Source organism: Streptococcus plurextorum DSM 22810, from assembly GCF_000423745.1.
Lineage (GTDB): Bacteria > Bacillota > Bacilli > Lactobacillales > Streptococcaceae > Streptococcus > Streptococcus plurextorum.
Genome location: NZ_AUIO01000006.1, coordinates 23,727 through 35,870 on the forward strand (window position 1 = coordinate 23,727; position 12,144 = coordinate 35,870).

Annotated in this window: 11 protein-coding genes; 3 read left to right on the forward strand and 8 right to left on the reverse strand. The window is 41.8% G+C overall.

What is annotated here, in order from left to right; all coding sequences use genetic code 11:
• Position 1: 1 nt before the first annotated feature.
• Entirely contained in the window at positions 2 to 2,446 is a 2,445-nt protein-coding gene (locus tag G575_RS0105770; RefSeq protein ID WP_027971888.1) for an ATP-dependent Clp protease ATP-binding subunit, read from the forward strand.
• A 327-nt stretch (positions 2,447 to 2,773) separates the two neighbouring features.
• On the opposite strand, the gene G575_RS0105775 is transcribed toward G575_RS0105770, so the two are convergent.
• The 8 genes from G575_RS0105775 to G575_RS0105810 form a co-directional block, all read right to left on the reverse strand.
• A complete protein-coding gene (locus tag G575_RS0105775; RefSeq protein WP_027971889.1) occupies positions 2,774 to 3,349 on the reverse strand; it encodes a DUF6287 domain-containing protein in 576 nt (191 codons plus the stop codon).
• Positions 3,350 to 3,486: 137 nt separating this feature from the next.
• Complete coding sequence (gene dusB / locus G575_RS0105780; protein ID WP_027971890.1) at positions 3,487 to 4,464, reverse strand: tRNA dihydrouridine synthase DusB; 978 nt, start codon at positions 4,462 to 4,464, stop codon at positions 3,487 to 3,489.
• Positions 4,457 to 5,323 (reverse strand): Hsp33 family molecular chaperone HslO, encoded by an 867-nt coding sequence (hslO, locus tag G575_RS0105785; protein ID WP_027971891.1) that lies wholly within the window; start codon positions 5,321 to 5,323, stop codon positions 4,457 to 4,459. The genes dusB and hslO overlap by 8 nt, the downstream gene beginning before the upstream one ends.
• Before the next feature lie 369 nt (positions 5,324 to 5,692).
• On the reverse strand, positions 5,693 to 6,517 hold the full coding sequence (locus tag G575_RS0105790) for a hypothetical protein (protein WP_027971892.1): 825 nt from the start codon (positions 6,515 to 6,517) through the stop codon (positions 5,693 to 5,695).
• A 458-nt stretch (positions 6,518 to 6,975) separates the two neighbouring features.
• A complete protein-coding gene (locus tag G575_RS0105795) occupies positions 6,976 to 7,653 on the reverse strand; it encodes an ABC transporter ATP-binding protein (RefSeq protein ID WP_027971893.1) in 678 nt (225 codons plus the stop codon).
• On the reverse strand, positions 7,646 to 8,506 hold the full coding sequence (locus tag G575_RS0105800; RefSeq protein ID WP_027971894.1) for a hypothetical protein: 861 nt from the start codon (positions 8,504 to 8,506) through the stop codon (positions 7,646 to 7,648). The genes G575_RS0105795 and G575_RS0105800 overlap by 8 nt, the downstream gene beginning before the upstream one ends.
• Positions 8,506 to 8,901, reverse strand: coding sequence for a hypothetical protein (locus G575_RS0105805; RefSeq protein ID WP_027971895.1), 396 nt, complete (start codon positions 8,899 to 8,901; stop codon positions 8,506 to 8,508). The genes G575_RS0105800 and G575_RS0105805 overlap by 1 nt, the downstream gene beginning before the upstream one ends.
• Positions 8,902 to 8,923: 22 nt before the next feature.
• The gene (locus tag G575_RS0105810) at positions 8,924 to 9,253 is read right to left on the reverse strand and encodes a hypothetical protein (protein WP_027971896.1); all 330 of its coding nucleotides are present in this window, start codon (positions 9,251 to 9,253) and stop codon (positions 8,924 to 8,926) included.
• A gap of 364 nt (positions 9,254 to 9,617) precedes the next feature.
• Between G575_RS0105810 and G575_RS0105815 the strand changes: the two genes are divergently transcribed.
• Both G575_RS0105815 and G575_RS0105820 read left to right on the forward strand, forming a co-directional pair.
• Positions 9,618 to 10,469 carry a helix-turn-helix domain-containing protein gene (locus G575_RS0105815; RefSeq protein WP_027971897.1) on the forward strand — a complete coding sequence of 284 codons (852 nt, stop codon included), beginning with the start codon at positions 9,618 to 9,620 and terminating at the stop codon, positions 10,467 to 10,469.
• Positions 10,470 to 10,663: 194 nt separating this feature from the next.
• Positions 10,664 to 11,956: an adenylosuccinate synthase gene (locus G575_RS0105820; protein ID WP_027971898.1), complete on the forward strand. Its 1,293-nt coding sequence runs from the start codon at positions 10,664 to 10,666 to the stop codon at positions 11,954 to 11,956.
• Positions 11,957 to 12,144 lie beyond the last annotated feature (188 nt).

Here is a 12,144-nt window from a genome sequence, read left to right on the forward strand (position 1 = left end):
TATGGTCGAATATTCAGTAAAAATGCGGGAAGTTTTCCGTCTTGGACAGGAGCAAGCTGCACGATATGACAGTTTGTATTTGGAGAGTTGGCATCTCCTATTGGCGATGGTTTCATTGCATGATTCGGTAGCAGGATTGACCTTTGCAGAATACGAGGAAAGCATTCGCGTTGAGGAGTATGAAGCGGCAGCTATTTTGGCTATTGGAAAAGCACCGCAGGATAATCTGAAACTAGGAGACACCTTGCGTCCAAATTCTAAGGCGTTGAGTGAACTCTTAGATCAAGCGCATGCTATTGCACAAACCATCCATGCTAAAGAGGTGGGAACAGAACATGTCCTCTTTGCTATGCTACTCAATCAAGACCTTTTGGCGACTCGAATTTTGGAATTGGCTGGATTTAAGGGGAAAGACGATGGCAATTCGCTACGCTTGATTGATCTTAGAAAGACCTTGGAGCGTCACGCAGGGATTAGCAAAGAAGACCTTAAGGCGATTCACGATATGAGAAAGCCTAAAAAAGCTAAAAATGGTGGTGGGTTCTCAGATATGATGAAGCCGCCGAGCACAGCGGGGGAACTTTCTGATTTCACGCGTGATTTGTCGGCAATGGCAGAGCAGGGACTTTTGGATCCAGTGGTCGGTCGTGACAAAGAAATTACTCGGATGATTCAAGTCTTGAGCCGTAAGACTAAGAACAATCCCGTCTTAGTTGGAGATGCTGGTGTCGGAAAAACAGCTCTGGCTTATGGACTGGCTCAACGTATCGCCACTGGAGAGACACCACTAGAACTACAGCATATGAGAGTACTAGAGCTTGATATGATGTCAGTAGTTGCAGGGACGCGATTCCGTGGAGATTTTGAGGAACGGATGAATCAAATCATCGAAGATATTGAGACTGACGGGAAAATCATTCTATTTATCGATGAACTGCATACCATTATGGGGACTGGCAGTGGTGTAGATGCGACGCTTGATGCAGCCAATATCTTGAAACCAGCTCTATCGCGAGGGACTCTCCATATGGTTGGGGCAACGACGCAGGCAGAGTATCAAAAGCATTTGGAAAAAGATGCTGCCCTTTCGCGTCGTTTTGCCAAGATAGTGATTGAAGAACCTACCGAAGCGGATACTGTCACTATTTTGAAAGGGTTACGTCCAAGCTATGAATCTTTTCATAAGGTTAGTATTTCAGATGATACTATTGAGACAGCAGTACGAGTAGCTCACCGCTATTTGACTAGCAAAAAGTTACCTGATTCAGCTATTGACCTTTTGGATGAAGCTAGCGCTACGGTACAGATCATGTCTAAACGTCAGACAGAGGAGATGTTGACGCCTCTTGATTTAGCGCTGATTTCAGGTGATTTTGATCAGGTGGTCAGACAGGTCAAAGCTTCAAAGGCAATCAAAGCACCTGAAGCTATTGTTGTGACAGAAGAGCATGTTCTCAATACGCTTAGTCGCTTGTCGGGCATTCCGGTTGAGAAAATGACCCAGAAAGATAGTCAGAAATACCTTAATTTGGAAAAAGAGTTACACAAGCGTGTCATTGGACAAGATGAGGCGGTTTCAGCAATTAGTCGTGCCATTCGTCGCAACCAGTCTGGTATTAGGACAGGCAAACGTCCTATCGGATCATTTATGTTTTTAGGACCAACAGGTGTTGGAAAGACAGAGCTTGCTAAGGCTTTGGCAGAGCTACTCTTTGATGATGAGTCTGCTTTGATTCGTTTTGACATGTCTGAGTACATGGAAAAATTTGCAGCCAGTCGCTTAAACGGTGCCCCTCCAGGCTATGTTGGTTATGATGAAGGTGGGGAGTTGACAGAGAAAGTTAGAAATAAGCCTTATTCTGTCCTACTTTTTGATGAGGTTGAAAAGGCTCACCCAGACATTTTTAACCTTCTTCTGCAGGTGCTTGATGACGGTGTTTTGACCGATAGTCGTGGGCGTAAGGTTGATTTTTCAAATACAATTATCATTATGACTTCAAACTTAGGAGCCACAGCACTTCGTGACGATAAGACCGTTGGATTTGGAACAAAAGCTCTTGCTCATGACTACGAGGCCATGCAAAAGCGTATCTTTGAAGAATTAAAAAAAGCTTATCGTCCAGAATTTCTCAATCGTATTGATGAAAAAGTGGTTTTCCATAGTTTATCCGAAGCCAACATGCAAGACATCGTTAAAGTGATGGTCAAGCCATTGGTAGCAAGCCTTGCTGAAAAAGGCATTAGTCTGAAATTCCAAGCATCTGCCCTGAAGCGTTTAGCTGAAATGGGCTATGATGTGGAGATGGGGGCTCGTCCTTTACGACGTCGTTTGCAAACGGAGGTTGAAGACCATTTGGCAGAGTTACTATTATCAGGCCATCTACAAGCAGGACACACCTTGAAAATTGGTGTGCAAAAAGGTAAACTAAAATTTGATATCATCTAAAAAGAACCTCGCGTTAGTGAACGCGGGGTTCAAATTGAAGAAAAAGTTCTTTTGATACTTTTCTTAAGTGGTGCGGACGGTAGCGACTTCCTCCTTAATTCCATACCTAATTTTTGAGCCTAGGACCTCAAAAATTCTTGGTGGTGGAAATACTAATAGTCTTGCCACTTTCATCAGGTCGAAAAGTATCTGATGTGGTTCGCTTTCACTCGCAAAATCGGTAACCCTATCTCAAATTAGCAGAGCTTTTCAGTTTGTTTAAACGGAAAATAAAGTTTGTCTACACTCTAAACCTCGCGTCAATGAACGCGAGGTTTTTGTCTAGCATTAATTTCTAGTGAAAGGATGGGCATCTGCATTAATATCTTGACCGATTAAGATACGATCGGCAGGAGTCACATCTCCGAAGTGTGGGTTAGGGATGCCCCCCGGGATGACCATGAAAGCAGCGCCACCAACTTCAGAGTCTGGGTTATAAATGGAAGTCACAAAGGTCTTGTCACTAAGAAATCCCTTCCCTAACTTTAATGAGCCCTCTCGTATCGAGCTGGTCACCTGTCCGTCATTGGAAATGGTGATGGTTTCTCCGAGGTCGTTAGACCAAGAGCCAGCAATGGATGAGAAGTCATTATTTGCCAGAGCTTTGATGTTGATTGTTGAGGTACTTTGGCTTGAACTTGCTTCGGTTTGTGTGACAGTAGTCGCTGTCGTTTCCTCGGTTTGAACAGAGGTTGTTTCAAGGGTAGTTGTTGCTATCTCTTTTTTCTTTGTATGAGTAGTGGTCTGGCTACTTTTGCTTGCATTGGTTGTCGTTGAGGTTGTTTCTTCCTTTTTGCTACAAGCACCTAACAAACAGAGGCTAGTTAACAGCGTCATGGCGGTAAGTTTTTGATAGTTTTTCATAGCAATCTCCTTCTTGTATTTTGACTTTTCGGCAACATTATATTACAAAAATATTTCAAAATCAATAAATTTTGTCATTTTTGTAACAAAAAACCAACTACCGATAGATAGTTGGATAGTTGGATAGTTGGATAGTTTTAGCGTAAGCTGTCAAAGTGACCCTGTACTTCAGAAAAAGTCTCAGCCTTAGCCACCGCAGAACGAACCTTGGCAGCGCCAGATGTTCCACGAAGATAGTAGGGAGCTAGTCCGCGAAATTCACGTACAGCAACTTTTTCACCTTTGAGGTTAACCAATCGGCGCAAGTGCTCTTCGGCAATGTCTAGTTTTTTGACAAATGGAAGATCAGGCAATTCTTGCCCTGTTTCAAAGAAATGGTTGATTTGGGTAAAGAGGTGTGGGTTGTTGAGTGCTGCGCGCCCAATCATGACGGCATCAACCCCCAGCTCCTCGATCATAAACTTAGCATCTTGAACGCTACGCACATCGCCATTTCCGATAAAAGGAATAGTTGTAATGGCTTTGGAAACACGGGCTAAGGTTTCATGATCACAGCTACCTGTGTACATCTGCTCGCGGGTACGTCCGTGCATGGCAAGGGCGGCTACTCCGCCAGCTTCAGCTGCTAGCGCATTTTCTACGGCAAGTGAGTTGTCTGCCCAGCCAGTTCTCATTTTGACGGTTAGAGGAATATCAAGGACAGAGGTTACTTCTTTAACGATATGGTAAATTTTATCTGGATCTTTCAACCACTTAGCGCCAGCTTCATTTTTAACAACCTTATTGACAGGGCACCCCATGTTAATGTCTACGATGTCAGCTTTGGTATTGTTTTGGATGAAATCTGCTGCGCGTTTCAATCCTTCAGCATCGCCTCCAAAGAGTTGAATAGACATAGGGTGTTCATTGTCATCGATATGGAGCATGTGAAGGGTCTTTTCATTGTTGTAGAGGAGCCCTTTTTCAGAAATCATCTCCATGACGACTAGTCCGGCTCCAAATTCTTTGGCGATGGTGCGAAAGGCGGAGTTAGTGACACCGGCCATAGGAGCTAAGACGGTACGGTGTGGAATTTCAACCTTCCCAATCATGAAAGAGGAATTGAGTTTAGTCATTGATGAGCTCCTCCAATTCTTCTTGGGTAAAGGTATAAGTTGTTTCGCAAAATTGGCAAGTAATCTCAGCACCATGATCTTCTTGTGCCATGGCTTTTAACTCTGTACTTCCGAGAGTTATCAAAGCGGCTTCGAAGCGCTCACGAGAGCAATCACAGGCGAAGCTAATGGCTTCCTCAGAGAGACGTTTGAAATCATCGTCTCCGTAAATGGCATTTAGTAAAGCATCGATGTGATTCTCTGATTTAAGGAGAGTAGAGATGGCAGGCATTTCTTGAATGCGTTTTTCGTAGCGTGCGATCTCCTCTTCGCTAGCGCCAGGTAACACTTGTAGCATAAAGCCACCGGCTACTGTGACAAGGTCATTTTCATCCAAGAGAACATTGAGACCAACCGCAGAAGGGGTTTGCTCAGATTCGGTCAGGTAGTAAGCAAAGTCTTCACCAATTTCCCCAGAAATTAGTGGTGTAGTTGAAGTATATGGGTTTCCAGTGCCGTAGTCTGTGATGACCACGAAGTGACCATTCCCCATAAATGGACCGACAAGGACTTCACCAGTAGCTGTTTTTTTGACATCAACATCTTTGTTTTGGATATAACCTTTGACATGACCGTTTGTATCAGCCACGGAGATGACATGCCCGAAAGAGCTGTCTCCAATCACCTTAACGGTTACCTTAGTGTCACCTTTTTGGTTGGCTGCTAGCATCAAGTTAGCGATGAGGGTGCGTCCCAAAGCGACAGTTGAACTCGCTAGGGTTTGGTGATGTTTTTGGGCTGTTCTTACCGTTTCAGTGGCATCAAGCACATAGGCACGGAAGGCGCCTGATTCTGCAATAGTTTTAATAATCTTATCCATAAAGAATATTATAGCATATCTCATCAGAAAATCAGGCGAGTATGCCCCTGGTTTTGAAGAATTGGGGGACCATTCGTGGTAGTGTTATCTTTTGCCATGGTTTTAGGTAAATTAGGGACACACTTTGATTTCCAATCCGCTTAGATGTGCTATTTGGAACGAAAGCAATGTTTGATTGATGTCAGCTAAGCGATTAGGGCATCTAGATCCTTTGTAGAATGAAAAATGCCTGGAAGAAGTCCGTCTTAGGCATTTGGTTATTCAGATAAATGTGATACGATTGGTGTCAGCTGCCCCGTGGTTATCTTGATTATCATGCTTTCGCTTTTTACCATAAATCTGAGGACGTCTCGGATTTATAATGGCTGTTTATTCGCTAGCAATAAGACCGTGAGCGTTGGCTAAACCAAACTCTGTCAAATCGTAGTTGGCCACTTTTTCTCCTGTAGCATTAACTTCGATAAGGTGTTTAGCAAATAAGAAATAGTATCGCTCATTGAGCATGGTAAAAGCAGACGAGAAGGTTTCTTCAGTTGCGATTTCTGAGAAAGGGACCGTATGCTCCATCTCGCTATCTAGATTGTAGATGGTCCAATGTATAGCAGGAAGTGCATTCTGTTCGTGGGAGATTAATAAATTATTGTGAACAGGATCGTGGTAAATGGCTAAAGGATAGCTTGTCGATAATTGGATGTATTCCTTCTGACGTGTGGCTAAATCGTAAACTAGAATAGTATTCCCGCCGATGAAGCCATCTGCATTTTTCCCTGCAATGGTGCCTGACAGATAGAGTTTCTTTTCAACAGCTGTCGCGTAGTAGTAGTCGCCATCTGTCGTAGAAGTGTAGGTGTCATTGCCCTCGGCAGAAACAAAGTCTTCTGTTAAGATTGTTTTGTCAATTTTTGCCACATATGATTTAAATTGATCGTCAGGTTTTGTTTTGGCAAAATAGAGGCCATCAGTTGCTGACACAAATCCCTCCGACCAATAGCTCAAATGTTGGGCTCGTTCTAAGGTTTCTACTTTTTGTAATGTTCCATCTTGTTGATTAAAGGTATGGATTGTATTGGTGTCAAAGATTGCTAACTGATAGGGTTTACTTGCTGTCTGTGCTGTTTTTTGATTTCCCTGACAACCAAAGAGTAGTAGGGAAAAACAGATAGCTAAAAAAGATTTTAGATACAATTTAGCCATAGATATTTCCTTTATTTATTTCTAAAAATCAGGGTGGTTTCACCAGAATCCATCAGTTCAAATGGATGAATCGGTGTTCCCCAAGCCCATGTTCCGATATCGACATCGGTTACATCTTTATAAGCAGCTCAGACGAGATGGGAGCAGTAGAAAGCGTCGCGACGACCGATATTCCAAAAATTATTATTGTAAGGCTTACCGATTTGTTTGGCAGCCCATTCGGCGCTTTCATATTACCAAGGGAACCATTCCCACCGATCGAAAGCGACTTCAGATATTGAGAAAAGAAGGAGTGTTAATTTTAAGAAAGTATTTTTCATCGCGTAGCCACCTTTCATCGTTTATGCTATAATTTCATCACAAAATGTAAAACGCTTACAGAAAAGTAAACTTTAGTTATGAAAGAAAGTATTTGCATGAGATGGGACTATGGAAAAGTCTATCAAAAAAATCGCCAGTCAAAAGGGCTCAGCCAGCAGATTTTGGCGGATCAACTTGTGATTTTCCAATAAATAAATGGTATCGGCATAGGCCTTTGTCCTGTTATCATGTGTAGCGATGATAATCACCTTACCCTTAGCTTTTTGCTCTTGCAAAATGGCCATTACCTGTTGAACATTATCCTCATCAAGGTTAGCTGTGGGTTCGTCAGCGAGAATTATCTGAGGATCTAAGACTAGACTTCTTATGATAGCTGCACGCTGCTTTTGACCTCCAGAAATCTGCTTAACTTTTTTATCCATGACTTCCTCAAGTTGAAAAAACCTCACTAGGTGGCTGATGCGATTGGCAATGTCCTCTTTGGGAATGTCTTTTTGATAGAGGCTTGGTAGCCAGAGATTTTCCTTAACCGTTCCATCTTCTATCAGGGCAAAGTCCTGTAAAATATACCCAATATGTCTGCTACGAAAGGCACTCATTTTCAAATCAGACTTTTGATTGAGTTCAAGGTCACCAAAGAAATAACGACCTTCATCAAAGGGTTTCAAGCCAGAAATGATGTCCAATAGCGTCGTTTTTCCAATGCCAGATTTTCCCATAATCAAGGTTATCTGACCTGGTCTTGCTTGAAAATCTGCATGATGTAAAAGGAGCTTGTCCTTGAACTGTTTAGTAATATGCTGTAATTTAAGCATAAAGAACCCCTTTCAGACGGTAGTTGATTTGCCAACTAAAGAGTAGCACTAAAAGAGCATTTGGAAGGAGGGAAATGATGATGTCTGCTGCAATCAGTTGAACACGCATCAGAACAACAAAGCAAGCAAATCCCCCTAAAGCTAGAAGTATAGGAAGCAAAAGAGACAGTAGAAAAGCTCTCCTGATGTGTAGACTTGGCATACCAATCACACGCAAGGACCTGATATCATCCTTGCAAATGCGCATCGCTGCTGATAAAATCATCAGAATCAGGAAAAAACTAAAGACCAAAGCAAAGCCGGCCACCACTGCTGCAAAAAGGAGATTACTTTGAAAATAAGCAACTTCTTCCTGATAAATGTCTTTGAGAGAACGGAGTTCGAGAAGGTAGCCCATATTTAACGCCAGCTCTTCGAAGTTCTTTGCTTGAGAAGGGCTAATTCCCACAATGAGTAAGCCATTTAAAAAACTCGGATTAAAGTCTTCTATCAAGTTTGTCTTTAAATCCTCTAATGTGACTTCGTGTAATTCGTCCTGAAGAAGTCCTTCTACCATATAATCATTTTGTGTTGTGCGATTTTGGTAGACCACTATCGGATCATGCTCTAAAAAGTTTTCTGTAATGACCGTCACTAAATCTTCGATAGCCTCCCCTCTTTTTAAATCAACTGGAGAATGTAGTTCATAGTAATCTTTTTTTGTGTATATCTCTAACTGCTGGAGATAAGGAAGCGCACGGATGTATCTGCTAGACTCATTCCAAAATACAATGTTCATCAAAAGCGTAATAAGCGCCAGTAAGGCAAACAGATACCACCGCCTTTTCAGCAACGTCTTTACAATCATCTTCATCACAAAAGTCTCCTTAATAGTAAAAACAGTGTTAAACCATCCATTACGATTCCAAGACAAAAACAGGTATATAGCAGTAACAGCATTCCTAAGGATAGTGCATTGAAAATCCCCAGATGAGCTAAACCGATTGTTACCACAATAAGAGCAACACCGTCTAAGGCGATGTTTTCCAGTATGATGAGCCATTTGCTTTTTCCCAGAATATAATGCACACGCAAATCTTTGGCATAAGAAAACCATAAAATCCCGACAAGGATTTCATAAAAAACTTTAAAGGCAAGAAATAAGAGAAAAGGAAAAGGAGAAGATAAAAAAAGGTAGGTTATGACCACATTTCCCCCTAAAGCCAGGCAAAAAGAGGACATCAGACCTTTGTACCATCCTCTAAACATGATCATCACCTACCTATCTCATTTAAAAGCTATAGTGAAACTCTGTTTTTGGAGCCCATGGATTCATGCTATCCCAAACAGCATAGGTTTGATAGTCACTTTTCACCATCTTGTCAGGACTAGCAAAAGCTGTTGCGCCACCTAAATTGCGCCCCGATCGGCGATAATGAAAGTGAGATTTTCCTCTTCCTAAGACAGCATAAGCTTCACCGACATATCTCACTTGCCAATGTTCGTTATTTTTCACCCAATTTGGCCCATTACTATAGGTTGCTGCAAAAACAAGAACCGTCAATGTTAAACTAGCTAAAAGAGTCACTACTATCACTGAAGATTTTAAGAACCTTTTCATTTTAATTATACCTCTTTTTGAAGCATATATAAATCACATATTATATAATGTCCTTACCGATATGACGTCACAAGGGATATCAATCAGCGTTCAACAGTTATCTTGGTTTTTTTGATAGAAAACCTCAAGAACTAAAATCATAACAATACTCTCAATACATCGGACTCACCTGACTTTCATATTACCAAGGGAACCACTCCCACCAATCGGAAGCGACTTCAGATATTGAGAAAAGAAGGAGTGTTAATTTTAAGAAGGTATTTTTCATCGCGTAGCCACCTTTCATCGTTTATGATATAATTTTATCACGGAATGTAGAGCGCTTACAAAAATGTAAACTTTAGTTACGAAAGAAGGTGTTTGCATGAGATGGGATTTTGGGAAAGTTTATCAAAAAATTCGCCAGTCAAAAGGGCTCAGTCAGCAAGAAGTATGCGGTGAGTTTTTATCACGCGTAGCCTTGTCGAAAATTGAGAACTGTAAGGCTATTCCGAATTTTGAGCATATGCTTTTTTTGCTTGATCAAGTGGATATGACAGTAGATGAATTTCAGTATATTTGTAACTTTTATCAGCCTAGTGAGCGTCAAAAGATTATTAGTAGCGTTAGGAATATATTAAGTTCATCGGATTTTGTGGCTTTGGAAGACTTGCTGGAGAGCTGTGAAGCGTATTTACAGACGCACTCAGATGTTCCGATTGAAAATATTAAAAATACGGTAGCTATTTTTCTATGGGTTAGAAAGCATGGGATTCAACAAAATAATCCAGATTATCAAGAATTGGTGCATCGCATATGGGATTCCTTGAAAAAAAGAGATGTTTGGTATGTCAGTGATTTAAGGCTGTTTAACGCTATTTTGCATTACTTCTCAGTCGAACAACTTAAGGAACTGTCACCTTATATTTTCCAAACCCTATCACGTTACAAAGGCTATCGCAATATCCAAAACGATCAACGTGTTTTGTTAACGAACCTATCGACGCTGTACTTGAAAAATGGGTGTTATGATGATTGTGAAGAAGTGACGGAACAATTGCTCGAGCTATGTCAGGACATCAAGCGTTATGATGGTTTAGCTTTGGCACAGATTCGCTTAGGCATTTGTCGTAAAGAGCAAGGTTTGATTGCTAAAGGGTGTCAGCTCCTAGAAGTGTGTGAGGAGTCACGGTTGCTTGCCTTGGCAAATCAGGAGATTGTAGAGCATTTGCAATAAATGTTCGTCTTTTAAGTGTTATTTGCCTCGCCGGTCTAAAAAAATCGGTTTTTTCTGAAATAATAGATGTTTTTTGAAATATTGTTCCCTTTTTGCTATAATGAACTGTAAGGTAAACTTGCAGGTGAAATTCCTGCCATAAGTTCTATCAGAAAAGGAGAGGGGAGCGCTTAAGGCTTTCCCAAAAGAGATATATGACATCAGTTGTTGTTGTGGGTACCCAGTGGGGGGACGAAGGTAAGGGGAAAATCACGGATTTCCTATCAGCAGATGCAGAAGTTATTGCGCGTTATCAAGGTGGTGACAATGCAGGGCACACGATTGTGATTGATGGGAAGAAGTTCAAATTACATTTGATTCCATCAGGGATTTTCTTCAAAGAGAAAATTTCGGTGATTGGAAATGGTGTGGTGGTCAATCCCAAATCATTGGTCAAAGAGTTGGCCTATCTACATGAGGAAGGTGTCACAACAGACAATCTCCGTATCTCAGACCGTGCGCATGTCATCTTGCCTTATCACATCAAACTTGATCAGCTCCAAGAGGATGCAAAAGGTGACAATAAAATCGGAACCACTATTAAGGGAATCGGCCCAGCTTATATGGATAAAGCGGCGCGTGTCGGTATTCGGATCGCTGATCTTTTGGACAAGGACATCTTTGCAGAGCGTCTTAAGACAAACTTGGCTGAAAAAAATCGTCTCTTTGAAAAAATGTATGACAGCACAGCCATTGATTTTGATGACATCTTTGAAGAATACTATGAATACGGTCAGCAAATCAAGCAATATGTAACAGATACTTCTGTTATCTTAAATGATGCCCTTGATAATGGCAAACGTGTCCTTTTTGAAGGAGCGCAAGGTGTCATGCTTGATATTGACCAAGGGACTTACCCATTTGTAACCTCGTCAAACCCAGTTGCTGGAGGCGTGACCATTGGTTCTGGTGTTGGCCCTTCAAAAATCAATAAGGTTGTCGGTGTGTGTAAAGCTTACACTAGCCGTGTTGGCGATGGTCCATTTCCGACAGAGCTCTTTGATGAGATTGGTGAGCGCATTCGTGAAATCGGGCACGAATACGGCACGACAACTGGTCGCCCACGTCGCGTTGGGTGGTTTGACTCTGTTGTCATGCGCCACAGCCGCCGTGTGTCTGGTATCACCAATCTTTCGCTGAACTCTATCGATGTTCTTTCAGGTCTTGATACGGTTAAAATCTGTGTGGCTTACGACCTTGATGGTCAACGTATCGACCATTACCCAGCAAGCCTTGAGCAACTCAAGCGCTGCAAGCCTATCTATGAAGAATTACCAGGTTGGCAGGAAGACATCACAGGTGTTCGTAGCCTTGATGAATTGCCAGAAAACGCCCGTAACTATGTTCGTCGTATTGGAGAATTAGTTGGGGTGCGTATCTCGACCTTCTCTGTCGGACCAGGTCGTGAGCAAACTAACATTTTGGAAAGTGTCTGGGCTAATATCTAGGCCTTTCCAGAGCATCGAGTCTAAGAGCTTTTAGAAGTCTTCTCAGTCACAAGAGACTTGTTTTTGAGAAAGTTTAAAGAAAAGTAGCGCCAAAAGATGATTTGGCGCTTTTTTGTGTTAAATTTATGGTAAAATATAGAAGATACGTGCTTGATACAAAGGTGAGCTGAAAAGGTATTTCAGTTGAC